We start from the raw sequence: 22505 nt of genomic DNA, 5'->3' as shown, positions 1-22505 counted from the left end.
AGCCCTCAGAACAAACTGCCCTGATCCACCGGCTTGGCCACGCGCCTCGGTGCCGGCTTTGTCTCCTGCGCCGCAGCCTTCGGCTGCACCGGCGCACGCCTCGCCACCGCCGGCCGATCGGCATCCGCGGTCGCACCGACGCGGCCATCCGCGAACTCGATCTCGACGCGTGCACCGGGCCCGATCGCGTCGGCCGAATGCAGCGGATGCCCTGAATCATCGCGCACCAAGGCAAAGCCGCGGGCGAGCACGCCGCGATAGGACAGCGCGGAGAGCAGCTTGCCGCTGTTCTCGACGCGGGCGTCGAGCCGCTGCAGCAACGTCACCAGCGCGCGGCCCGCACGTTCGGAGAACCGCTGCGTACGCTCGCGCTGGCGGGCAATCGCATTGCGCTGGGCCTGCGCGTTGGAGAGCTTCGAGGCCCGCAGCCGCACTTCAAGTCCGGCGAAGCGGTCGCGCCGCCGCCGCAACAGCGAGCGCGCCGACAGGCCGAGCCGCTCACCGCAGACGGTGAGCCGGTGCCCGGCCTGCGCGATCTGGCCATGCAGCACTCGCAATGTCAGTTTTGAACCCGCCGCCGTGAACCTGCGGAAATGCGCATGCGTATTCGCCTTGAGGCAGCGGGGCAGCGACGCGCCCGCCGAATCCAGCCGCTGCCGCGGGATCGCCAGCAGATCGCCGGCCGCCGGCAACGCGCGCGCAGCCGCGCGCAACTCGCTGCGCCGGCTTTCATGCGCACGTTGCCAATAGGCGCGCGTGCGCCGCGCCAGATCAGCGACCTCGACGAACAATTCGCTGCGCACCGGCACCGCCATCTCCGCGGCCGCCGTCGGCGTCGGCGCGCGCTTGTCGGCGACGAAATCGATCAGCGTGATGTCGGTCTCGTGGCCTACGGCCGAGATCAGCGGGATCATGCTCTCGGCCGCGGCCCGCACCACGATCTCCTCGTTGAACGACCAGAGATCCTCCAGCGAGCCGCCGCCGCGCGCGACGATCAGCACGTCGGGCCGCGGAATCCTGCCGCCTTCAGGCAGCGCGTTGAAGCCGCGGATCGCGGCTGCGACCTGCTCGGCCGAGCCCTCGCCCTGCACCTTCACCGGCCACACCAGCACGCGGCGAGGGAAGCGGTCCTCGAGCCGGTGCAGGATGTCGCGGATCACCGCGCCGGTCGGCGAGGTGACGACGCCGATCACCTCGGGTAGCCAGGGCAAAAGCTGCTTGCGCGCCTCGTCGAACAGGCCCTCGGCGGCGAGCTTCTTCTTGCGCTCCTCCATCAGCGCCATCAGCGCGCCGATGCCGGCCGGCTCCAGCGCCTCGATCACGATCTGGTACTTCGACGAGCCCGGATAGGTGGTGAGCTTGCCGGTCGCGATCACCTCGAGCCCCTCCTGGGGCTTGAAGCGCATGCGGCCGTGCACGCCCTTCCAGATCACCGCCTCGATCTTGGCGCTCTCGTCCTTGAGCGCGAAATAGCAATGGCCGGAGGAATGGGCGCCGCGGAACCCGGAGATCTCGCCGCGGACCCGGACATGGCCATAGGTGTCCTCCACCGTCCGCTTCAGCGACTGGGACAGCTCGGAAACGGTGAATTCAGGCGCGTTGTGAAGTTGTTCCGCAGGCGGCATCTGGCAAACGATTCGGCATGTTGGGGTCATCAGGACGTTAAGGATTTTCGCCAGCAAGCGCGAATCCGGCTCTTGATCGCAAGAGTACTCTGTAATATAGAGTTCTCTATTGATGTTCCAATGAGGGAGTTCGACCATGGCGATGCGGCTGCTGCGAGGGTTGCTGGGCTTGCTCAAATGGGGCCTGTGCGCGGTCGGCGCCGTCGCCCTGGTCTTCACCGCACTCGTCGCGACACCGCTGCAGCGGCCTCCCGAGCTGCGCTCGGTCTCGGACTCCGCCAAGGGCATCGACTGGTCCACTTTGCCGCCGCTGGAGCGTTTTCAGGCCCGCGACGGCACCTGGCTCGGCTTCCGCCACTATCAGCCGAAGGGGGCGGACACCGGTCGCGGCGCGATCTTCATCCACGGCTCGTCCGGCTCCTCCGGCACGGTCAACCACGCGCTCACGGCGGCGCTCGCCGCGCACGGCGTCGAGACCTGGGCGCTGGACACCCGCGGCCATGGCGCCTCGGGCACGCGCGGCGATATCGGCTATGTCGGCCAGCTCGAGGACGACCTCGTCGATTTCGTCGCCCATGTCCGCAAAAGTGCCCCGGATCTGCCGCTCACGCTGATCGGCCATTCCGCCGGCGCCGGCTTCTCGCTGCGCATTGCTGCGACGCCGATCATCCAGGACCTGTTCGTCCGCACCGTGCTGGTCGCGCCCTATCTCGGCTATGACGCGCCGACCAATGTCGAGCATTCCGGCGGCTGGGCCAATGCCGATATCCCGCGCTTCCTCGGCCTCACCGCGCTGCGCAAGCTCGGCATCGATTGCTGCGCGCAGCTGCCGGTGCTCGCCTTCGCGGTGCCGCCGAATTCGGAGCGGATTTTGACGGCGACTTATTCCGACCGCCTGATGCGCAATTTCGCCACGCACGGCTATCGCCTCGATCTGCCCAATGTGACGCATCCGATGATGATCTTCGGCGGCGGCGACGACGAGATGATGATCTCAGCCAAATATGCGGAAGTCGTGCAGGCCATCAAACCCTCCATCGACGTCAAGATCATCGACGGCGTCAACCATATGGGCATGGTCACCCATCCGAAGGCCGTCAATGCGATCGCCGAGGACGTGGCGACCAGAGGGGCGGGGCAGTCATGATGCGATCCAGTTTCGGCGGCCCGCGGAGACAGCCATGAAGAACCTGTTTGAGGCCGGAAAATTGCTGCTGCTCGACATGGCGGCGACGCTGTTCTTTCTCGTGCTCTATCTGCTGACCCACAATGTAACCCTGTCGGTCGTGCTCGGCATGGCGCTGGGCCTCGCCCAGATCGGCTGGCAGTTCGCGCGCAGAAAGCCGATCGACATCATGCAATGGATGAGCCTGTTTCTGGTGCTCGGCGCCGGCACCGTCACGCTCATCACCAACGATCCGCGTTTCGTCATGATCAAGCCGAGCGTCATCTACGTCATCGTCGGAATCGTGATGCTGAAGCGCGGCTGGATGAACCGCTATCTGCCGCCCGTGGCGATCGAGCTGGTGCCTGACATCGCCATCATCGTCGGCTACGCCTGGTCGGGCCTGATGTTCTTCTCTGCCGCGCTCAACGTGATCGTGGCCCTCAATGTCGACGTCGCGACCTGGTCGGCGGCCATGTCGATCTATGGCATCGTCAGCAAGGCCGTGATGTTCCTGATCAGCTACGCAGCTATGCGCACCATCGCCGTTGCGCGCCGCCGGCGTGCCGCCGCTCGCGCCGACGATGTTGCGGTGATACCGGGTTGATGGTGACAGCCATGATCGACAGCAAAGAGGCCTCCAAAGCGCTGGCCGAGATCGATGACATCGTCCAGCGCGTGCGGCAATCGCGGCTCTACGAACTGGCGAGCCTCGCGGCGATCTGGTGGGGCGTTCTGGTCTTTGCCGGCAACCTGGTAACTTGGGCGTGGCCGCTCTATGCGGGCTACGCCTGGATTGCGGTGGATGTCGTGGGCGTCGCGGGTCTCGTAGCGCTTCGCGTCTTCAATCCGCCGCATCACGCCTATGGCCCCGCCTTCGATATCAGGCTGCTGCTGGTCTTCGTGCTGTTCTTCGCCTTCGGTTATCTCTGCACCAGCGTGATCGGCCATTTCGGCCCGCGCCAGCAGGGCACGTTCTGGCCGCTCTATTTCATGCTGTTCTACATGCTGGCGGGCCTCTGGTTCGGCACCGCCTTCGTCGCGATCGGCCTTGTCATTACCGCGCTGACATTGATCGGCTTCTTCTATATCGGCGCGGCCTTCCCGCTCTGGATGGCCTTCGTCAACGGCGGCGGCCTGATCCTCGGCGGCCTCTGGATGCGGCGGATCTGATGGCCGAGCTCGACGACATCATCCATCAGCCCTTGCGGCTGAAGATCATGGCGGCCCTGAACGCACTGCCGGTTGCCGCAGGCCTGGAATTCGCCCGCCTGAAAAAACTCACCGGCGCCACCGACGGCAATCTCGGCGCCCATATCGAGACCCTCGCCAAGGCCGGCTACGTCTCGGTGGAGAAAGCCTTCGTCGGCAAGAAGCCGCAGACGACGGTGACCGCCACCGCGGCGGGCCGCGGCGCCTTCGCGCGGCATGTGGCGACGCTGCAGGAGATCATTGCGGGGAAGCAGGGGTAGCAGTGCGAAGCATCGACAGACTCTTCCGTCATCCTGAGGTGCGAGCGGCGCGATGCAACAGCATCGTGCCGGGAGCCTCGAAGGATGAACGGCCGGATGCAGCAGGGGCGTCGCCCTTCGAGGGCCGCTGAAGAAGCGGCCACCTCAGGGTGACGGTAAGAGATCGTCGCGGGCGAGATGAGTTGAACACCCGGCGCGCCGAAGCAATTTCAGACTTGCGCTCAAGCAGGCTCGACCCACTTTCTTCCGTCATTCCGGGGCGTCGCGAAGCGACGAACCCGGAATCCATTCATCCACCGACGCTGGGGGCCGATGGATTCTCAGGTGCGCAATTGCGCACCATAGCTCGCGCTACGCGCGCCCCGGAATGACAGGGACTACGGTGCCAGTGCACTCAACGGGGTCAACAGATGCGTTGGCTTCGGAATTTTGTGCACTGTCAGCGCAATTCCAAGCCTGAAGAAACCCTCTTAGGTTGAGCTGGACAAAAATCACCTTTATCCTGCAGATGGAAGATGACTGAACATTTTCGTGGATGGGGGACTCTGTTGGTCAAGGTTTTGTTCGCGCTATCTCTGCTTCCGTTTTTCTGTTCACCTGTGCAAGCGGCCTATTGCTGGTTTTCAGGATCGAATTTAAGCGACGGTCAGACCGTCACCGAAACGCTCAAGATTGTCGTCGCGTCGGTGGGTCGGGCGCACATCGCCGGAAAGCCGGATCAACGTCCCTGGTGCATCGAAAATCGACACAGCCTGGGTGGCCATTATTCGAACAGGATTGTCGAGAGCCCGAAGCTCGGGCAGGTCAGTGCAAATGACTACCGGATTTCCTATCGCGGCAACAAAGTCGGCCATGACCGCTTCACCGTCGAGCGACGCTGGCTCAATCCGCACACCAACGGATGGTACACGGGCCGGATCGTTTACGAGGTCGACGTCGTGCCGGAGCCGTTCTGAGAGCATTCCAGCGCCGGACTTTTCCCACAAGGGGGAGAAGGGGAGAGCAGCTTCGCCCCGTTCGCGCGGCACGCCTCTCTCCGCCGTCATTCCGGGGCGTCGCGAAGCGACGAGCCCGGAATCCATTCATCCACCGACGCAGGGGCCCGATGGATTCTCAGGTGCGCAATTGCGCACCATAGCCCGCGCTTTGCGCCCCCGGAATGACAGGGAGGGGGAGTGCAGTCCAGCACTGTCACCCCAATCGCATTGCGCCTAGCAGCCGCGGCAGATGCTCTTGATCTTCTTCTCCAGGGCTTTGTCGGCGGGATCGCGAGGCGAATCCACGGCAAGTTTCGGGGAGTTGGGTTCGCCTGTCGCTGAAGCGACGGGATGCGTATGCTGCCTGTGGTGTCTGGCCTCGGCAGGCTCATTCAACACAAGTGCTGCGATGAAAGCGATGCACAAGGTGCAGTTCAGCAGTTTTTGCAAATCTTCCCCACGATCTTGTCGGCGCGGTTGTTCTCTTGATCGATCTTGTCGTCACTGCCCTTTTCGTCCGTCGTCATCGGCCTGCCAATGCCGCCCGCAGGGGCCGTGGCTTGCGCGTTCGCGGGCGAAGAACCCGATGGGGCCGCCGTGCCGGCCGTGTTCGTGCCGGGCGCCGCTCCCGTTGTCAGTCCGTTGCCGCTGCCCGTTGGAAGATTTGCACCTGATTGGGCGGGCGAGGGGCTGTTGAAATTGCCGCCCGCAACGTTTCCGGTGGTCGGTCCATTGTTGAGGTCAGGTGCGTTAGCGCCAGGTGCGGTCGTCGCGTTGGCATTTGCACCCGTCCCCGCGACACCAGTCCCGACCGAACCGGATGGAGATGTCGCGGCTGCACCCGCCCTTCCGGCCGAGGAGGCTCCGCCTGCCGCGCCGCCGGCCGAAGATGATGCTCCGCCCGCGCCTCCAGCGCCACCACCACCTCCGCCGCCGCCTTGAGCGAACGCCGAGCAGGGAATGATAAGGGCCATGACGAGCGCAAAACGGGAGATGTTCATGATGGCACTCCTTTGAGCCATCAAGCCGTCCGCTGTCCGGTCGTTCCAATTCGCCTCTCGCCGCGAGCAGCGCGTCTTGCATCGCGCGGTCATCAAAGCGGGAAAGGCTCCCGGAACCGGGCGACTCATTCCTGCGTTGCGCCATGAGGAGGAGTGTCATGGCGAAGAAGGCAAAGAAGCAAACCGCCCGCGGGCGCAGGCAGGACCGCAGCCGCGTCGCCGGCGGGCAGGATTACGAGGTCCAATACGAGGCCAGGAAATCAGGACGATCGGCCTCGGCCGTCAAGAAGGCGGTCAGAAAAGTCGGCAACACCAGGAAGAAGGTGGAGAAGAGGCTGGGGCGATAGTCCGGTGTCGCCGCCCTCGTCACATCAGCCATCGTGGCTGCGTCGCCACATCGAGGGATTGGGGCCTTACCAATCCCTGGTGCTGCTTCTCATCCCGGCCAGTATCGTCGAGCCCCTGAAGCTCGCTGCCGTAGCGATCACGGGTGAAGGGCATTGGATCACCGGCATCGCCGTCATCGTGTGCGCCTACGCGGCTAGCCTGTTTCTGGTCGAAAGACTGTTCAGGATCGTCCGGCCGAAACTCCTCACGCTGCCCTGGTTCGCCCGCCTCTGGAATTGGCTGCTCTCCCTGCGCGCCAACGCGGTTGGATGGCTCCGCCGGTGAGATGCGGCATGGCTGTGCCCTGGCCCCTTGCGGGAGAGGGCAGCCACGACGGTAAACCCGACTCAGGGGGTGAGGGTTCGCTCCTCATCAAAGGTCTCTCCGTGGAGAGAGACCCCTCATCCGGCGCCATAGCCGAAGTTTCGCTTCGGCGTTCTCAAATAGGGCGGCCGTAGACCGCCTATGCCACCTTCTCCCGCAAGGGGAGAAGGGAAGAGCAGGCGTCGCGAAGCGACGAGCCCTGAAACAATTTCGCCGTCGCCGCCGCGGATGCCGCGCGGTCAGTGAACTCGGCGGACGCTTCGTGGAAACAAGTGTGGTGGGTTTCGTAAGGGCTCAACCCACCCTAAAGCTGATTTGCCTCGTGTTCGTCACAGCCGAGGTCGTATAGCGGCGGGATCAGTACATCCGGGAGCAGTTGAAAGCTGACAACGTTCGGTAGCCTATCCGGGATGAATCTGCTACCTGAGGTTTTTAGCCGAGACTATGTCTCGGCTTTTTTATTGACCGGGGGTAGGCATGGCTGAGGACGAGGTCGTAAAGGCAATTTCTACACTGATGGAGGCACTGACCCCTCTCGACAAGGAGGCCCGAGAGCACGCGCTGGACTTCGTTATGAAGCGCCTTGGTATATCGCTTGGCGCGGCACCGGCTCCAATACATCATTCCGGTTCGCCGAGCCCGCCCACGCCCATAACCCCGGCCACGCCGCCCGTCCCTGATCAACCGGGGCAGGACATCAGGTCGTTCGCAGCTCTTAAGTCGCCAAAGACGATGAACGAGAAGGTGGCGGTCATGGCTTATTATCTTGCGCAGCTTGCGCCCCCGGCAGAGCGGCGTGATTACATTACGCCGGAGGACATCAAGCCCTATTTCATCCAGGCTGATTTCGAGCTGCCGACGGCCACCGGGAGCATGACGCTCACTAACGCTAAGAACGCGGGGTACCTCAACGCTCTAGAGCGCGGCCAATATAGGCTTAACTCGGTCGGGCATAATCTCGTGGCCCATAAGCTGCCAAGCAAGGACGCCGGCGCGAAAGCGACGCGCCGACCGGTCAAGAAGCCAGTAAAGAAAGGCAAGCGATGAGCGATACCGTCGATGATTGGCGGGCGCTCATATCAGAAGCTTCAAAGGTCCAAAAGAAGATCAATCGCGTCCCCAACGCTAGGGTTAAGTCAATTCCGCTGCGGGAGGAAGCTCGCGGCCTGGGACAGTCGTTCTTTCAGAACTTGCACCTCGGGCTTATCGGCGCTGGGCTCGAAGAAGAAGCTCAGCTTTTGTCAGATGAGTTCGAAACCCTGATTCGGCTCGCCGAGGCCGAGAGTGCGAAATCGAAGTACGCAGCCGCGTTCCGCGTGCTTCGGGAGATTTCCCCTGATGTGGTCGCCAAATTGGAGAGGGATCGCGGGCGATCGGTCAAGGTGGAGGTCGGCATCACCAACGAGGACCAGCGCATCATCGAGACCTTGGAGGGACTCGTACCGTCTGCCGCTCTCTCATTCCGTCAGGCAGTCGCCGACTTAGCGGACGACGATCGGGTCTCGTTTCGCGGTCCCGCACTAGAACTACGCGAGGCGTTCCGAGAAACATTGGATCATCTTGCCCCTGACGCCGATGTCGAGGCGTCCGATGGATATAAGCGCGAGCCAGACAGAAAAGGCCCTACGATGAAGCAAAAGGTTCGCTTCATCCGCAAGGCGAGGGGCGAGAGCAAATCGTCAGGGGTCGTGCCGGAGCAGACGGCCTTGACGATTGATGAACTGGTAGGGAGCCTCTTTCGCGCGGTGTACGACCGATCCTCTGTCGCGGCCCATGTTGGAACGGAACGCAAGGCTGTTCTCCAAATCAAAAGGTACATCGTCGCCATCCTCCACGAAATTCTGGAGATTTAAGTCCGGTGACGTTCCGTCCGTGTCGTCTACTTGCCGTTGCGGCCTGGGTTCCCTACGTTCTATACAGTCGTTCTACTTGCGGCCGGGAGGCCGCGCGCTCATGAACACATTGTTTGATAACGCTATTCAATCGATTCAGCTTGGTATCGAAGATTACCAGCACAATGACCCGAAGCGGGCACTTTCGGCTGTCCGGAATTTCTACGCTGGCACCCTGCTCATTTCCAAAGAAGTCCTCGTGCGGGCGGCGCCAAAGGCCGACGTCAAAGCCGTTATCGGCTCGAAATTCGTTCCTGTACCGGACGGAAAGGGCGGCGTGACCTATGAGGCAAGCAACAAAACCGTTGACTTTGCCGAGATCGGTGACCGCTTCAAGCTGTTCGGCCTCAAGATCGACAAGAGCGCTCTAGCGGACCTAAACAAGATCCGCAACGACATGGAGCACTACTACACCAACGCCAGTGGCAAGAAGGTCCGTGAGGCTATTGCACGCGCGTTCCCTGTGGTCGTGGACATGTTCAAGCAGTTGCACGAGGAGCCCGCCAAGCATTTGGGTAAGTGCTGGGATATTATGCTGGAGGTGAAGGCCGTCTACGATCAGGAACTCGCCGAATGTGTTGCGAGCTTCGATAACGTCGATTGGAAGTCGAATGCTGTGGCGAATGCTGAGCGCGTTTGCCCCACGTGCGGTTCGCGGCTGGTCCATCAGAAAGATCCTGCGAACACGATCTATGATCACGCCGATGCAACTTGCCGCCAGTGCGGTGAGGACTTCGAAGCGGAAGCGCTGATCGAGACTGCGCTCAAGGAGCATTTCGCGGGGCATAATTACGTAGCTGTTAAGGACGGGGGTGAGGTAGTGCTGGACACCTGCCCGGAATGCGGTTGCGAGACATACGTTATGTACGACGAGGAGAACGGCTGCGCCTGGTGCCAGCTTGAGCTCGGCGAATGCTCTCTGTGCGAAGCATCGCTGACGCCCAACAACGTCGCCTGGGACAATCACGACTTTTGCAGCTATTGCGACTATAAGCTCGGCAAGGACGACTAGAACTTCTCGACGTAGCTACCGTCGGGACAGCCTTCGCGGTCTCGCTTTGGTGGTTTTGCCCTCAGCAGCTGGGCTGTAACTCGCGAAGAGAGCGAAAGGCTGCCGCCCTAGCCGGGCTCGCGCCTCAGCCGTCGCGCCCGGAATGAGCGGGAGTCCTAGGCCACCCCCTTGAGCCCCACCCAGATTCGTGCGACCTCCGCCCCCAGCAACACCCTCATTTTCAGAGCCTTCGATGCACATTCTCCTGCTTGGTTCCGGCGGCCGCGAACATGCTCTGGCGTGGAAGATCGCAGCCTCTCCCCTGGTGACCAAACTCTGGTGCGCGCCCGGCAATGCCGGCATCGCGCGCGAGGCGGAATGCGTGGCGCTCGATGTCGCCGACCATGCCGCCGTGATCGATTTCTGCAAAAAGAACGCGGTCGAGCTCGTGGTGGTCGGCCCGGAGACGCCGCTGGCGGCCGGCATCGTCGATGACCTTGCCGCCGCCGGCATCAAGGCGTTCGGGCCGAACAAGATCCCGGCCCAGCTCGAAAGCTCCAAGGGCTTTACCAAGGCGCTCTGCACCGAGTTCGGCATTCCCACCGGCGCCTACCAGCGCTTCACCAACGCCAGCGATGCGCTCGCTTACGTGCACAGCCAGGGCGCGCCGATCGTGGTCAAGGCCGATGGACTTGCCGCCGGCAAGGGCGTCGTTGTCGCCAAAACCGTGCGCGAGGCCGAGGACGCCATCGCCATGATGTTCGAGGGCGCCTTTGGCGAGGCCGGCGCTGAGGTCGTGATCGAGGAATTTTTGGCGGGCCGCGAGATCAGCTTCTTCGCGCTGTGCGACGGCGAGACCGCCATCCCGCTTGCCTCCGCGCAGGACCACAAGCGCGTGTTCGACCACGACGTCGGCCCGAACACCGGCGGCATGGGCGCCTATTCGCCGACGCCTTTGGTCACGCCCGCGATCCACGACGCGATCATGGCGAAAATCATTTTGCCGACGGTCGCGGGCATGAAGCAGCGCGGCACGCCGTTCCGCGGGGTGCTTTACGCCGGCATCATGCTGACGACGCAGGGCCCAAAGCTGTTCGAGTTCAACGTCCGCTTCGGCGATCCTGAATGCCAGGTGCTGATGCTGCGCATGATGAGCGATATCGTGCCGGCGTTGCTTGCGGCCTGCGACGGCCAGCTGAAGAACTTTGACCTGCGCTGGTATCCGGAGTCGGCACTGACGGTGGTGATGGCAGCCAAAGGCTATCCCGGCGACTATCAGAAGGGCACTGAGATCGAGGGGCTCGATGACGCGGCCAAGGTCGACACCGTCGAGATCTTCCACGCCGGCACCGTCGCGAAGGACGGCGCCATCCTCGCCAATGGCGGCCGCGTGCTCAATGTCTGCGCGCTCGGCGCGACCGTGACAGAGGCACAGGCGCGCGCCTATCAGGCGGTCGACCTGATACGCTGGCCGGAGGGCTTTTGCCGCCGTGACATCGGCTGGCAGGCTGTGGAAGCTGAGAAGGCGCGCAGCTAGCCTTGTGTCATTCCGGATCGGCGCGCGCCACGCGCGCCGATCCGGAATCTCGAGCTGTGGGCCCCATCTCGACATTGCAGAAATGCGCAATCAGCAGATGGGGTTAGCCGCCCCGCTGATAATACCGCTACTGTGCATGGGGTTGTTTTCGACTTTTGGTGTGTCGGGCCCCCGCGACTGACCAGACAAGGATGCAGAAGATGTCCGATCTCGCCGACCTCTATCCCGGCTTCGCCTCCGAATGGACCGACACCTCGTTCGGCCGCATCTTCGCCCGCGTCGGCGGCAAGGGGCCGCCGCTGCTGCTCTTGCACGGCTTCTCCGAGACGCATGTGATGTGGCACCGCGTCGCGCCTGCGCTCGCCGACGCGTTCACGCTGATCATCGCCGACCTGCCCGGCTATGGCTGGTCCGACATGCCCGAGAGCGATGCGCTGCACATGCCATACTCCAAGCGCGCGATGGCGAAGGCGATGGTCGAGATGATGGAGCGCCTCGGCCACGTCCACTTCGCGCTGGCCGGCCACGACCGCGGCGGCCGCGTGTCATATCGGCTCGCGCTCGATCATCCCGGCCGGCTGTCGAAGCTCGCCGTGCTCGATATCCTGCCGACCTATAATTACTGGGAGCGGATGAACCGCGCCTACGCGCTGAAGATCTATCACTGGACGTTCCTGGCCCAGCCCGCGCCGCTGCCGGAGACGCTGATCTCGGGACAAGGCGAATTCTTCCTGCGCTTCAAGATGGCGAGCCAGACCAAGTCGAAGAATCTGGATGCGATCGATCCGCGCGCGCTTGCGCACTACATCGCCCCGTTCCGCGATCCCGCCCGCATTCACGCGATGTGCGAGGACTACCGCGCCGGCGCCTATATCGACTACGACCTCGACAAGGCCGATTTCGAAGCCGGCAAGAAGATCACCGTGCCCATGCTGGCGCTGTGGGGCAACGCCGGCATCGCCCAGGCCGCCGCGACCCCGCTCGACATCTGGAAGCAATGGGCCACCAACGTCGACGGCATGCCGGTCGACTCCGGCCACTTCCTCACCGAGGAGAACCCCGACGTGACCGCCAAGGCGCTGCAGGACTTCTTCTTGGCTTAGCGTCGCTGCCCGCCACAACCTGTCATCGCCCGGCTCGACCGGGCGATCCAGTACTCCGTGACGGCCGTGATCGATCGACAGGCCGCGGCGTACTGGATGCCCCGGTCGAGCCGGGGCATGACAGTGGAGTGCGTATCCCCTAACGCCGCTCGCGAAAGAACTCCTTGAGCAGCCGCGCCGCCTCGCTCTCGCCGACCCCGGAATAGACGTCCGGAGCGTGGTGGCAGGTTGGGGAGGCAAAGAACCGCACGCCTGACTCCACCGCGCCGCCCTTGGGGTCGGCCGCGCCGTAATAGAGCCGGCGGACCCTTGCAAAGGAGATCGCGCCCGCACACATGGTGCAGGGCTCCAGCGTCACGTAGAGGTCGCAGTCGATCAGCCGCTCGCTGCCGATCTTCTTCGCCGCCTCGCGCAGCGCAACGATCTCGGCGTGGCCCGTGGGGTCGTAATCGGTCAGCGTCCGGTTGGCGGCGGTGGCGATGACCTCGTAATTTCGGACCACCACGCACCCGATCGGAACTTCGCCCGCCTTTCCGGCATTTTCGGCCGTTTTGAGCGCCAAATCCATGAAGGAGGGGGCTTTCAAGCCTCGTATCATCCGAAGAAACCTGCTAGTAGCTGCGCCTTCAGCAGAAGTGCTTTACCCTGATTTGCCTGAGCATGCGGCTCGAAACGAGCGCGCACAATGCGTCTGGCCACCCCCGTAAGTGAGATTATTCATGCCTCGCGACAGCGACAAAGACAACGATTCCCGCGGCCGGCGAGGCCCGCCCAAAGGCGGCCGCAGCGGCAAGCCCCGTGGCCCCGAGAAGAAATTCGCCAAGCGCGGTTTTGAGGGCAAGGGCGATCGCGACAGCCGCCCGCCCCGCGGCGACCGCGACAGCCGCCCCTTCCGCCGCCGCGAGGAGAGCGACGCCCCGCGCCGCGATTTTTCCGACCGTCCCCGCTTCAAGCGCGACGATCGCAGCAGCGAGGGCCGCGGCGAGCGCAGCTTCAAGCCGCGCGGCGACCGCCCCTTCTCCGATCGTGGATCGCGCGATGGCGAGAAGCGCTCCTTCAAGCCGCGCGGAGATCGTCCGTCCTATGGCCGCGACGACCGTCCGCCGCGCAGCCGCGATCGCGACGATGCGCGTCCCGCCGGTCGCTTCGGCGACAAGAAGTTCGGCGACAAGCGGCCGCGCGGCGACCGTCCGGAACGCAAGTTCGACGGCGAGCGGAAGTTTTCGCGCGACCGCGGCGAGCGCAGCGATTCAAAGCCGTGGCAGAAGCGCGACGATCGCCCACATGGCGACCGTCCGCGCAAGTCCTTCGATAGGGATTTCGGCGGCCGCGATCGCAGCGAGGAAAAACCCTGGCGTCAGCGCGATGATCGTCGCGACAGCGGCCGCGGCGAAGACCGTCCGCGCTTCTCGCGCTCGCGAGACGATCGTGGGTCGGGCGACCGTCCGTTCCGAGAGCGTCCGAAATTCGATCGCCCGCGCGAGCGGCCGGAAGGCCGCATGGACTGGCAGGAGCATCCGCGCAGCGAAGGCCGCTTCCGCGACCGTCCGCGCCGCGACAACGAGGACGACGGCCGCATCTTCGAGAAGCGTCCGGCCTTCGGCGGCCGCGGCGCCTATCGCGAGCGCGAGCGTGATTTCGAGGGGCGTCCGCGCCGCGAAGAGGCGCCGAAGCCCAAGAAGGCCGGCGAACGCATCGCCAAGGCGCTGGCACGTGCGGGTCTCGCCTCGCGCCGCGATGCGGAGGAGATGGTCACGCAGGGCCGCGTCACCGTCAACGGCCGCGTCATCAACTCGCCGGCGCTCGACATCACCAAGAACGATGTCGTTCTGGTCGACGGCAAGCCGTTGCCGGAGCGCGAACGCACGCGGCTGTTCCTCTATCACAAGCCGCGCGGGCTGATGACGACGCATGACGACCCCGAGGGTCGTCCGACCGTGTTCGACAATCTGCCCGAAGGCCTGCCGCGCCTGATCTCGGTCGGCCGGCTCGACTTCAACACCGAGGGCCTGCTGCTGCTCACCAATGATGGTGGTCTCGCGCGCACGCTCGAGCTGCCCGACACCGGCTGGCTGCGGCGCTACCGCGTTCGCGCCCATGGCGACATCACCCAGGCGCAGCTCGACCAGCTCAAGAACGGCATCGAGGTCGACGGCGTGAAATACGGTCCGATCGAGGCGACGCTGGAGCGCGACCAGGGCGCCAATGTCTGGCTGGTGTTCGCGATCCGCGAAGGCAAGAACCGCGAGGTGCGCAATGTCTGCGCCCATCTCGGGCTCGAGGTGAACCGTCTGATCCGCGTGTCCTACGGCCCGTTCCAGCTCGGCGAAGTGCCCGAGGGCCAGGTCGAGGAAGTCCGCGCGCGCGTATTGCGCGAGCAGCTCGGCGACAAGGTGATCGAGAAGTCGGGGGCGCAGTTCGACGTACCGAAGAAACCTGCCGAGGGTGATGCATCCGGCCCCAAGACGTCCAAGCGCGCCGTGATCGCCGACCGCAAGGGCCGCCGCGTGCTGGTGCAGCGCACCGGGAGCGAGGAGGCGCGCGAGCGCAACGAGGAAGAGGCGAGCGGCTACGGCCCGCCGCGCCGTCCCAAGCGCGGTTATCACGGCAAGCGCGATCTGACGCCGCGGGAGGACTAGCTTGCGTGTCGTCGGCGGTCGCTTGAAGGGGCGCAATCTCGCTTCACCGTCTTCGCGCGACATCCGTCCCACGGCGGATCGCTTGCGCGAATCCGTGTTCAACATCCTCGTGCACGCCTATGACGACCCGATTCCCGACGCGCGCGTGCTTGACCTCTTCGCCGGCACCGGAGCGCTCGGCATCGAGGCGTCCTCGCGCGGTGCGAAGTTCACGCTGTTCGTGGACAACGGCGCGGAGGCGCGGGCGCTGCTGCGCAACAACGTCGAGTCGCTCGGCCTTGGTGGTGTCACCAAAGTCTATCGCCGCGATGCGACCGACCTCGGCCCCGCGCATCCCGTCGAGCCGTTCTCGCTGGTGTTTCTCGACCCGCCCTACGGCAAGGGCTTTGCGGAGAAGGCACTCGCGAGCTTGCGCGATGGCGGCTGGCTGACGCCCGGCGCGCTGCTGGTGGTGGAGGAGGCGAAGGCCGCGCAGTTCACGACGCCGGAGGGTTTTGAAGAGCTGGAGCGGCGGGCGTATGACGACACGGAGTTCGTGTTCTTGAAGAGACCGTAGCCTCGCTGTTGTAGGGTGGGCAAAGCGAAGCGTGCCCACCACCTATCTCGATCACGGAAAAGATGGTGGGCACGGCGCGTTGCGCCTTTGCCCACCCTACGAGACCGTCGGCCTATCGCCGCCCGAACAGCTTCTCCACATCTGCAAGCTTCAGCTCCACGTATGTCGGCCGGCCGTGGTTGCACTGGCCGGAGTTCGGCGTCTCCTCCATCTCGCGGAGCAGTGCGTTCATCTCCTCGGGCCGCAGTCTGCGGCCGGCGCGGACCGAGCCGTGGCAGGCCATGGTGGCAGCGACATGCATCAGGCGGCGTTCGAGCGGCAGCGCCTCGTCCCACTCGGCCATGTGCTCGGAGAGATCGCGCAAGAGGCCGCCCGCATTGGTCTTGCCGAGCAGCGAGGGCGTCTCGCGCACCGCGACCGCGCCGGGGCCGAAGGATTCGATCGCGAGACCGAAGGAAGCAAGCTCCTCGCTGCGCTCGAGCAGCCGCTCGACCGTGGCTTCGTCCATCTCGACGATTTCGGGGATCAACAGGATCTGCCTCTGCACGCCGTTCTCGGCGAGTGACGCCTTGAGGCGCTCATAGACGATCCGCTCATGCGCGGCGTGCTGGTCCACGATGATCAGACCGTCGCGGGTCTGCGACACGATGTATGTCTCATGCAGCTGCGTGCGCGCCGCGCCGAGCGGGCGGTCGACGAGATCGGCGACAGGCTGCGCGTCGAACCGCACATCAGCGCTCGGCGCACCGACATCGAACGCAGCCTGCGCGCGCTCGGCGAAAGCGGGCGCGGCGGAGCCGTCGAATGTCGGCATCGAAGCAACCGGTGCAGACGGCGAAGCTCGCCAGTCCCAGCTTGCCGGTCGTGGCGGCGTGAAGGCGGGACGGAACGAGGACAAGGCGCTCTCGCCGCTATTGGCCGCGGTGCGGCGTCCTTCGCGCGCGAGACCTTCCTTCAGTCCGTGCACGATCAGCGCACGCACGAGACCGGCATTGCGGAAGCGCACCTCCGTCTTGGCCGGATGCACATTGGCGTCGACCTCGCGCGGGTCGAGCGTCACGAACAGCGCCAGCACCGGATGGCGGTCGCGCGGCAGATAATCGGCATAGGCGCCGCGTACCGCCCCCAGGATCAACTTGTCGCGCACCGGCCGGCCATTGACGAAGAGATATTGCCCGAGCGCATTGGCCTTGGTCAGCGCGGGGGCCGCGGCATAGCCGGCGACGACGACGCCGTCGCGCTCGGCATGGACCTCGAAGGCATGGCTGCGGAACTCAGCGCCCAGGATGTCGCCAAGCCGGGTCAGCCGTCCGGCCGCGCCGGGCAGCGCGGCGGCCCAGGTGACAGGCACGCGCTCTTCGCCCGCGAGGGTGAAGGCGACGTCAGGCCGTGCCATCGCGAGGCGTCGCACCACCTCGCGGATCGCTTCGGCTTCGGTGCGATCGGTCTTCAGGAATTTCAGCCGCGCCGGCGTCGCGTAGAAGAGGTCGTTGACCTCGACGCGGGTGCCGTGCGCGAGCGCGGCCGGCATGATCTCGGACTTCTCGCCGCCCTCGACAGTGAGCGCCCAGGCATGCGGCTCGCTGGCATGCCGCGTCGTGATCGAGAGCCGCGCCACCGAGCCGATCGAAGGCAGTGCCTCGCCACGGAACCCGAGCGTGCGGATCTGGAGCAGATCCTCGTCGTCGAGCTTGGAGGTCGCGTGGCGCTCGACCGCGAGCGCGAGGTCCTTCGCGGTCATGCCGCTGCCGTCGTCGGTAATGCCGATCCGCCGTCGGCCGCCGCCATCGGTGAAGACGTCGATCCGGCTCGCGCCGGCATCGATGGCGTTCTCGACGAGCTCCTTGACCACGCTCGCCGGGCGCTCGACCACCTCGCCGGCGGCGATGCGGTTGACGACCTGTTCTGGAAGCTGGCGGACGGGCATGGATTCGCTCAATGACGGCGCAGTTTATCCCCGCCGGAACGCAAATGCATGGGATAAGTCCCGCTACCCACATATCAGATCTGGATTTTCCGCACGCGCGTGTTCCTTGCCGCCGCATATGAGGAGCACGATTCCGCGAAAGCGCCGCGAAATCCCTAAACGATGACCACACGGTCGGGATTGCATCGCGAACGCGCCGTTCAGCTCTTTGCGCGATGGCGCGGTCCGGTCCAGACGAACGGCGTGGGGAACGGCCGAACCGCTCATCGCGAATAAAATCCAGGAGACATGGATGAAGTTGGTGAAGACCTCAGTGATCGCTTGCGCACTTTCCGCTCTGCTTGCGGGCCCCGTCCTGGCGCAAGGAATGTCATCTGACAGCAAGTTGCGAGGCGGCGCGCAAGGCAAGACGACGCAGGGCGGCGTCGCAGGCAACAGCGAGGAGGAGCTGGAAGCACAGCCGGGCGGTGCGAGCCAAACAGGCATGAAGCCGGCCAGGAGCACCAAGGGCACGGTCGGGACGACAGGAAGTGCCGCGCATAAGAGCGCAACCGACGGCTCGGCTGCGGGCGGGGCAACCACCAACGGCAAGCGCTACTGACGCGCGAGATCTGAGTGAACGGACCTCCGGTCGCGTGTCGGCCGGAGGTTTTTTCGATCAATCGTCGAAGCGGCCGCCGCGGCCGGCCTTGACGTCGCTGCGGCGCTTCTTGCCGTCGAGGCGGCGCTGCTTGGAAGCAAAGGTCGGTCGCGTCGCGCGGCGCGGCGTCGGCCGGACCATGGCCTCGGTGAGGATCTCGACGAGCCGGTCGATGGCGTCCTGTCGGTTACGCTCCTGGGTGCGAAAGCGCTGGGCGTGAATCACGATCACGCCGTCCTTGGTCATGCGCTGGCCGGCGATGCGGGCGAGCCGGATCATCGCATCCTCCGGGATCGTCAGCTTGCGCGTGTCGAAGCGCAGTTGCGCCGAGGTCGAGACCTTGTTGACGTTCTGCCCGCCCGGGCCGGAGGCGCGGACAAAGCCGATCTCGATGTCGTCCTCGTCGATGACGAGATCGCGGGATATCCGCAGCATGATGGCACCATTCGTGATGCCCCGACATATCTCGGAACGTCCATGTTCGGCAATGGTGGGACGGCGGAAACGCAAATGGCCGGGGCGAGCCCCGGCCATTTCAGGAAATGTCGGCGGACGTCAGTTCGACTTCGTCGCCGGTGCCGCCGCCGGCTGCGCAGCAGCCTGCGGTGCGCGGCCGACGATGACCGTCAGGAGCCCCTGGCTCCACAGCCGCTTGGCTGCGGCCTTGGCATCGTCCAGGGTCACGGCATCGACGATGGCGTTGCGCTTCTCGATATAATCGATCGGCAGCTTGTCCTGCTGATATTGCAGCAGCGCCTGCGCGAGCTTTGAGGAGGTGTCGAGCACCAGCATCTGCGAGCCCTTGAGGTAGGACTTGGCCTCGTCAAGCTCCTTCTGGGTCGGACCCTCGTCGGCGATACGGCGGACCTCTTTCTCGATGGCATCCATGGTGTCGCCGGCACGGTCGGCGCGGGTGCCGGTGTTGCCGATGAAGATTCCCGAATGTTCCATCCACAGCAGCGATTCGAACACTGAATAGGCCAGTCCGCGCTTCTCGCGGACTTCGCGATAAAGCCGCGAGGACAGGCCGCCGCCACCGAGGATATGGTTGACGACATAGGCCGCCATGAAATTCGGATCGTTGCGCATCACGCCGGGGCCGCCGAAGGTGATCACGGTCTGCGGCACGTCCAGCGGCACGAAGGCGCGCTGCGGTGGCTTTGCAGCCCCGACGTCGGGAACCGGCGTCAGAGTGGCTTTGGCAGGCAAGCTGCCAAACGTGTGGTCGAGCAGTTTGCCTAAGGTCGCCGGATCGACGTCGCCGACCACGGCGATCTTCAGCGTGTCTCGGGCGAGGATGCGGCCGACATAATCCTTCATGTCCGCGACCGTGATGGTCGGCACGCTCTCCAGCGTGCCGTTGGTCTGTCGTCCATAGGGATGATCGCCGAAGGTCATCTCCAGGAATTTGCGGCTCGCGAGCGAGCTCGGGTTGGTGGTGTCGCGGCGCAGGCCCGAGACGACCTGCGAGCGGACGCGCTCGACATCGGCCGTATCGAAATGCGGCGAGGTCAGCGCGGACCGGAGCAGGTCGAAGGCTTCGTCCTTGTTGTCGCGCAGCATGCGCAGGCTGCCGCGGAAGGTATCGCGGGTGGCGCTGAACGAGAGTTCGATGGCGCGGCGGTCGAGCCGCTCATGGAAGTTCTTGGAATCGAGATCGCCCGAGCCTTCGTCGAGCAGGTCGCCGACCAGATTGGCGACGCCGGGCTTGTCCTTGGGATCCTGCGCCGAGCCGCCGGCAAAGGAATATTCCATGGCAATCAGCGGCACGGTCGCGTCCTGGACGAACCATGCTTCGATGCCGCCCGGCGACACCAGGTGCTGGATCTTTGCTGCCGCCTGCGACGGCGAGACCGCGGCGAGCGCGAGGGCAGCGCCGGTGACGACGGAAAGCGCGACCTGGCGCGCGCGAAGGATAGGATAGGTCACGAACGCTTCTCCTCGCGCTTGGCAGCGGTGCTGGTATCCTTGATCAGATAGCCGGTCACCGAGCGATTCTTCTCGATCCATTTTTGCGCGGCCTCACGGACCTGCTCGGCGGTGACGGCGCGGATGCGGTCGGGCCAGCTTCGGATATCCTCGATCGACAGGCCCGTGGTCAGTGCGCCGCCATACCAGCGCGCCAACACCGCCTGGTTGTCCTGGGCGTAGATCGCTTCCGCAATGAGCTGGGTCTTGACCCGCTCGAGATCCTCGGCGCGGATCGGGTTCTGCGCAACATCGGCGATCACGCGGTCGATCGCCTGCTCGACTTCGGTAAAGCTGACACCTGATTTCGGCGAGGCCGAGATCGCGAACTGGGTCGGATCGAGCGAGATGCTGGAATAGCTGGCGCTGGCCGAGACTGCGAGCGGCTTGTCGACGACGAGCGCGCGGTAGAGATAGGAGTTGCTGCCGCCGCCCATCAACTGTGCGAGCACGTCGAGCGCAGCGCTTTCGCCAGCCGCGGCCGTCGTCGCCGAGGGCACCAGATAATAGCGGCGCAGGCTCGGCTGCTCGACGCGCGGGTCGGACAATGTGACGGTGCGCGGCGCCGCGGGCTCCGGCTCCTGCGGACGAATGCGACGGGCAGGGATCGACGGTTGCGACGGGATCGGACCGAAATTGAGCTCGACCAGCGGGCGCACATCGGCGGCCTCGACATCGCCGGCGATGACCAGGATCGCATTGTTCGGCGCGTAGAACCGGCGATAGAAGGCCAGCGCGTCCTCGCGATTGAGCTTCTCGATCTCCTGGTGCCAGCCGATCACCGGACGGCCGTACGGATGGTTGAGATAGAGCGCCGCCATGATCTGTTCATTGAGGCGCGCGTCGGGACTGTTGGCAACGCGCATGTTGTACTCTTCGAGCACGACATCGCGCTCGGGCAGCACGTTCTCGTCCTTGAGCACCAGCCCGGTCATGCGATCGGCCTCGAACTCCATCATGGTCGGGAGCTGCTCTTTCGGCACGCGCTGGTAGTAGTTGGTGTAGTCGACCGAGGTCGAGGCGTTCTCGTTGCCGCCGACGCGGAGCACGGTCTGGGAAAACTCGCCGACGGGATGCTTCGACGTGCCCTTGAACATCAAATGTTCGAGGAAGTGGGCGAGACCGGATTTGCCGGGCGTCTCGTCGGCCGAGCCGACCTTGTACCAGATCATCTCGGTGACCACGGGCGTGCGGTGATCCGGGATCACCACGACCTGGAGGCCGTTGGGAAGCGTGAAGCTCGCGGGCGGTGCCGAGGTGACCGTCGTCTGGGCGAATGCGCTGCCGACGTCGAGGGCAGATGTCGAGAGCAGCGCGGCGAAGAGGCAGGCAATCGATCGGTGTGAGGACATCACGATCCTTGTGAAAGCCCGGACGATGATGTCCGGGCGTGAAAGCGCGGCATGCTACACCGCGCGGCTTTGGGCTTCGGGTCACGAAGCAGAGAACGCGGTCGAGCTGTACTTAAAAATAGGTCATCTGCCGCACCCGGCCTATACCGGACGATTGCGGCATGTGCGCGCCTGCGGGCGACGGACAAGGAGCTTACTGCTCCTTCTCCTTACCCGATCGGACGTCGAAATAGGTCTTCCGCGTCGTATCCTCTCCGGAGCCATAGGCGTAGCTCGGCGAGGGCGTCTGATATCCGGGCGGCGGCTCCACCAGGGATTGGCGCGGCGGCTCGCTCGTAAACTGCTTGGATTCAGGCCCGCTGCCCTTGAACAATTTCCACAGACCGCCGGTGTAACCCATCTCGGCCGGGCTCATGGTCGGGCTGTTGGGGTTGCTGCCCGGCGGGGGCGGCTCATTGTTGGCCTGCTGGGGGCCCGATTTGTGGGCGTTCAACTCGGCGGGCGACAGCGGCTGGCCAATTTTCCAGAACTCGTTTGCCTTGGTGCCGCTCACCTTCTTCCGCTGGGCGATGGCCTCCTGGCGACGCTTCTCGTCGGGATCCTTCGGCCAGTTCGGCGCATTCTTGGCTTCCGTGCCGGCGGGCGGCGGCAGGTCGAGCTTGGGCGGAACCACCAGCGGCGACCGCTCGCGGTACTCGATGCCCTTTTTCTCCATGCTCTTGGCGCCGAGGCCCGACATCAGATTGTCGATGAGCTTCTCTTCGAAGGTCATGTCGTCGTCATCATCGTCGTCGCCGGCCCGGACCGGGCCCGCCGCCATGACAAGACCGATGCCGAATGCGACAGCCGACAATTTCAGCGCCAGCCAAAGTCCCCGTCGGGAGTCTCGACCCATCGATCCGCTGGTCTCGAAGCTGCGCATACCTGTACCTGTTCCATATTGTGGCAG

The 22505-nt window shown here is 64.6% G+C and carries 23 protein-coding genes; 15 read left to right on the top strand and 8 right to left on the bottom strand.

Annotation, left to right across the window (positions count from 1 at the left end; all coding sequences use genetic code 11):
• Positions 1–5: 5 nt before the first annotated feature.
• Positions 6–1625, bottom strand: coding sequence for an exodeoxyribonuclease VII large subunit (xseA, locus tag XH80_RS24090; protein ID WP_271600695.1), 1620 nt, complete (start codon positions 1623–1625; stop codon positions 6–8).
• Between the two features lie 136 nt (positions 1626–1761).
• Between xseA and XH80_RS24085 the strand changes: the two genes are divergently transcribed.
• The 5 genes from XH80_RS24085 (at position 1762) to XH80_RS24065 (ending at position 5218) form a co-directional block, all read left to right on the top strand.
• On the top strand, positions 1762–2772 hold the full coding sequence (locus XH80_RS24085) for an alpha/beta hydrolase (RefSeq protein ID WP_271600694.1): 1011 nt from the start codon (positions 1762–1764) through the stop codon (positions 2770–2772).
• Positions 2773–2806: 34 nt separating this feature from the next.
• Entirely contained in the window at positions 2807–3397 is a 591-nt protein-coding gene (locus XH80_RS24080; RefSeq protein WP_271600693.1) for an inner membrane-spanning protein YciB, read from the top strand.
• An 11-nt stretch (positions 3398–3408) separates the two neighbouring features.
• Entirely contained in the window at positions 3409–3963 is a 555-nt protein-coding gene (locus tag XH80_RS24075; RefSeq protein ID WP_271600692.1) for a hypothetical protein, read from the top strand.
• Positions 3963–4262 (top strand): winged helix-turn-helix domain-containing protein, encoded by a 300-nt coding sequence (locus tag XH80_RS24070; protein ID WP_271600691.1) that lies wholly within the window; start codon positions 3963–3965, stop codon positions 4260–4262. Before XH80_RS24075 ends, XH80_RS24070 begins: the two co-directional genes overlap by 1 nt.
• A 515-nt stretch (positions 4263–4777) precedes the next feature.
• On the top strand, positions 4778–5218 hold the full coding sequence (locus XH80_RS24065) for a hypothetical protein (RefSeq protein WP_271600690.1): 441 nt from the start codon (positions 4778–4780) through the stop codon (positions 5216–5218).
• 455 nt (positions 5219–5673) lie between these two features.
• Here XH80_RS24065 and XH80_RS24060 read toward each other — a convergent pair whose 3' ends face one another.
• Entirely contained in the window at positions 5674–6240 is a 567-nt protein-coding gene (locus tag XH80_RS24060) for a hypothetical protein (protein ID WP_271600689.1), read from the bottom strand.
• A 158-nt stretch (positions 6241–6398) separates the two neighbouring features.
• On the opposite strand from XH80_RS24060, the gene XH80_RS24055 reads away from it, so the two are divergent.
• The 7 genes from XH80_RS24055 to XH80_RS24025 all read left to right on the top strand — a co-directional run bounded on the left by XH80_RS24055 (position 6399) and on the right by XH80_RS24025 (position 12474).
• Positions 6399–6587, top strand: coding sequence for a DUF3606 domain-containing protein (locus XH80_RS24055; protein WP_271600688.1), 189 nt, complete (start codon positions 6399–6401; stop codon positions 6585–6587).
• A gap of 4 nt (positions 6588–6591) precedes the next feature.
• Positions 6592–6912, top strand: a complete 321-nt coding sequence (locus XH80_RS24050; protein WP_271600687.1) for a hypothetical protein — start codon at positions 6592–6594, stop codon at positions 6910–6912.
• 516 nt (positions 6913–7428) lie between these two features.
• A complete protein-coding gene (locus tag XH80_RS24045; protein ID WP_271600686.1) occupies positions 7429–7998 on the top strand; it encodes a hypothetical protein in 570 nt (189 codons plus the stop codon).
• Positions 7995–8804 (top strand): hypothetical protein, encoded by an 810-nt coding sequence (locus tag XH80_RS24040; RefSeq protein WP_271600685.1) that lies wholly within the window; start codon positions 7995–7997, stop codon positions 8802–8804. Before XH80_RS24045 ends, XH80_RS24040 begins: the two co-directional genes overlap by 4 nt.
• A 100-nt stretch (positions 8805–8904) precedes the next feature.
• Positions 8905–9855: a hypothetical protein gene (locus XH80_RS24035; protein ID WP_271600684.1), complete on the top strand. Its 951-nt coding sequence runs from the start codon at positions 8905–8907 to the stop codon at positions 9853–9855.
• Positions 9856–10087: 232 nt separating this feature from the next.
• The gene (gene purD, locus XH80_RS24030) at positions 10088–11371 is read left to right on the top strand and encodes a phosphoribosylamine--glycine ligase (RefSeq protein ID WP_271600683.1); all 1284 of its coding nucleotides are present in this window, start codon (positions 10088–10090) and stop codon (positions 11369–11371) included.
• Between the two features lie 200 nt (positions 11372–11571).
• Positions 11572–12474 (top strand): alpha/beta fold hydrolase, encoded by a 903-nt coding sequence (locus XH80_RS24025; protein WP_271600682.1) that lies wholly within the window; start codon positions 11572–11574, stop codon positions 12472–12474.
• 139 nt (positions 12475–12613) lie between these two features.
• Here the strand turns inward: XH80_RS24025 and XH80_RS24020 are convergent, their stop codons facing one another.
• On the bottom strand, positions 12614–13072 hold the full coding sequence (locus XH80_RS24020; RefSeq protein ID WP_271600681.1) for a nucleoside deaminase: 459 nt from the start codon (positions 13070–13072) through the stop codon (positions 12614–12616).
• Between the two features lie 121 nt (positions 13073–13193).
• Between XH80_RS24020 and XH80_RS24015 the strand changes: the two genes are divergently transcribed.
• Both XH80_RS24015 and rsmD read left to right on the top strand, forming a co-directional pair.
• Complete coding sequence (locus tag XH80_RS24015; RefSeq protein ID WP_271600680.1) at positions 13194–15113, top strand: pseudouridine synthase; 1920 nt, start codon at positions 13194–13196, stop codon at positions 15111–15113.
• A 1-nt stretch (position 15114) separates the two neighbouring features.
• Positions 15115–15669 carry a 16S rRNA (guanine(966)-N(2))-methyltransferase RsmD gene (rsmD, locus tag XH80_RS24010; protein WP_271600679.1) on the top strand — a complete coding sequence of 185 codons (555 nt, stop codon included), beginning with the start codon at positions 15115–15117 and terminating at the stop codon, positions 15667–15669.
• 112 nt (positions 15670–15781) lie between these two features.
• On the opposite strand, the gene mutL is transcribed toward rsmD, so the two are convergent.
• On the bottom strand, positions 15782–17596 hold the full coding sequence (gene mutL, locus XH80_RS24005) for a DNA mismatch repair endonuclease MutL (RefSeq protein ID WP_271600678.1): 1815 nt from the start codon (positions 17594–17596) through the stop codon (positions 15782–15784).
• A 292-nt stretch (positions 17597–17888) separates the two neighbouring features.
• On the opposite strand from mutL, the gene XH80_RS24000 reads away from it, so the two are divergent.
• A complete protein-coding gene (locus XH80_RS24000) occupies positions 17889–18197 on the top strand; it encodes a hypothetical protein (RefSeq protein WP_271600677.1) in 309 nt (102 codons plus the stop codon).
• A gap of 57 nt (positions 18198–18254) precedes the next feature.
• On the opposite strand, the gene arfB is transcribed toward XH80_RS24000, so the two are convergent.
• The 4 genes from arfB to XH80_RS23980 form a co-directional block, all read right to left on the bottom strand.
• Positions 18255–18671 (bottom strand): alternative ribosome rescue aminoacyl-tRNA hydrolase ArfB, encoded by a 417-nt coding sequence (gene arfB / locus XH80_RS23995; RefSeq protein ID WP_220006445.1) that lies wholly within the window; start codon positions 18669–18671, stop codon positions 18255–18257.
• A 120-nt stretch (positions 18672–18791) separates the two neighbouring features.
• Entirely contained in the window at positions 18792–20165 is a 1374-nt protein-coding gene (locus tag XH80_RS23990; protein WP_271600676.1) for a M16 family metallopeptidase, read from the bottom strand.
• Positions 20162–21556, bottom strand: a complete 1395-nt coding sequence (locus XH80_RS23985; RefSeq protein WP_271600675.1) for a M16 family metallopeptidase — start codon at positions 21554–21556, stop codon at positions 20162–20164. Before XH80_RS23985 ends, XH80_RS23990 begins: the two co-directional genes overlap by 4 nt.
• Before the next feature lie 193 nt (positions 21557–21749).
• Complete coding sequence (locus XH80_RS23980) at positions 21750–22478, bottom strand: hypothetical protein (protein ID WP_271600674.1); 729 nt, start codon at positions 22476–22478, stop codon at positions 21750–21752.
• Positions 22479–22505 lie beyond the last annotated feature (27 nt).

Source organism: Bradyrhizobium sp. CCBAU 45384 (genome assembly GCF_028128665.1).
GTDB lineage: Bacteria > Pseudomonadota > Alphaproteobacteria > Rhizobiales > Xanthobacteraceae > Bradyrhizobium > Bradyrhizobium manausense.
This window is presented reverse-complemented; position numbering and strand designations above follow the sequence as displayed.

Excerpts from the sequence above, each read along its gene's own strand:
- XH80_RS24065 (WP_271600690.1), top strand. The coding sequence starts at position 4,778 with ATGACTGAACATTTTCGTGGATGGGGGACTCTGTTGGTCAAGGTTTTG.
- XH80_RS24015 (WP_271600680.1), top strand. The coding sequence starts at position 13,194 with ATGCCTCGCGACAGCGACAAAGACAACGATTCCCGCGGCCGGCGAGGC.
- XH80_RS23985 (WP_271600675.1), bottom strand. The coding sequence starts at position 21,556 with ATGTCCTCACACCGATCGATTGCCTGCCTCTTCGCCGCGCTGCTCTCG.
- XH80_RS23980 (WP_271600674.1), bottom strand. The coding sequence starts at position 22,478 with ATGCGCAGCTTCGAGACCAGCGGATCGATGGGTCGAGACTCCCGACGG.
- XH80_RS24000 (WP_271600677.1), top strand. The coding sequence starts at position 17,889 with ATGAAGTTGGTGAAGACCTCAGTGATCGCTTGCGCACTTTCCGCTCTG.
- XH80_RS24085 (WP_271600694.1), top strand. The coding sequence starts at position 1,762 with ATGGCGATGCGGCTGCTGCGAGGGTTGCTGGGCTTGCTCAAATGGGGC.
- XH80_RS24060 (WP_271600689.1), bottom strand. The coding sequence starts at position 6,240 with ATGAACATCTCCCGTTTTGCGCTCGTCATGGCCCTTATCATTCCCTGC.
- arfB (WP_220006445.1), bottom strand. The coding sequence starts at position 18,671 with ATGCTGCGGATATCCCGCGATCTCGTCATCGACGAGGACGACATCGAG.
- XH80_RS24070 (WP_271600691.1), top strand. The coding sequence starts at position 3,963 with ATGGCCGAGCTCGACGACATCATCCATCAGCCCTTGCGGCTGAAGATC.
- xseA (WP_271600695.1), bottom strand. The coding sequence starts at position 1,625 with ATGCCGCCTGCGGAACAACTTCACAACGCGCCTGAATTCACCGTTTCC.
- purD (WP_271600683.1), top strand. The coding sequence starts at position 10,088 with ATGCACATTCTCCTGCTTGGTTCCGGCGGCCGCGAACATGCTCTGGCG.
- XH80_RS24080 (WP_271600693.1), top strand. The coding sequence starts at position 2,807 with ATGAAGAACCTGTTTGAGGCCGGAAAATTGCTGCTGCTCGACATGGCG.
- XH80_RS24045 (WP_271600686.1), top strand. The coding sequence starts at position 7,429 with ATGGCTGAGGACGAGGTCGTAAAGGCAATTTCTACACTGATGGAGGCA.
- XH80_RS24020 (WP_271600681.1), bottom strand. The coding sequence starts at position 13,072 with ATGATACGAGGCTTGAAAGCCCCCTCCTTCATGGATTTGGCGCTCAAA.
- mutL (WP_271600678.1), bottom strand. The coding sequence starts at position 17,596 with ATGCCCGTCCGCCAGCTTCCAGAACAGGTCGTCAACCGCATCGCCGCC.
- XH80_RS24035 (WP_271600684.1), top strand. The coding sequence starts at position 8,905 with ATGAACACATTGTTTGATAACGCTATTCAATCGATTCAGCTTGGTATC.
- XH80_RS24055 (WP_271600688.1), top strand. The coding sequence starts at position 6,399 with ATGGCGAAGAAGGCAAAGAAGCAAACCGCCCGCGGGCGCAGGCAGGAC.
- XH80_RS24075 (WP_271600692.1), top strand. The coding sequence starts at position 3,409 with ATGATCGACAGCAAAGAGGCCTCCAAAGCGCTGGCCGAGATCGATGAC.
- XH80_RS24025 (WP_271600682.1), top strand. The coding sequence starts at position 11,572 with ATGTCCGATCTCGCCGACCTCTATCCCGGCTTCGCCTCCGAATGGACC.
- XH80_RS24040 (WP_271600685.1), top strand. The coding sequence starts at position 7,995 with ATGAGCGATACCGTCGATGATTGGCGGGCGCTCATATCAGAAGCTTCA.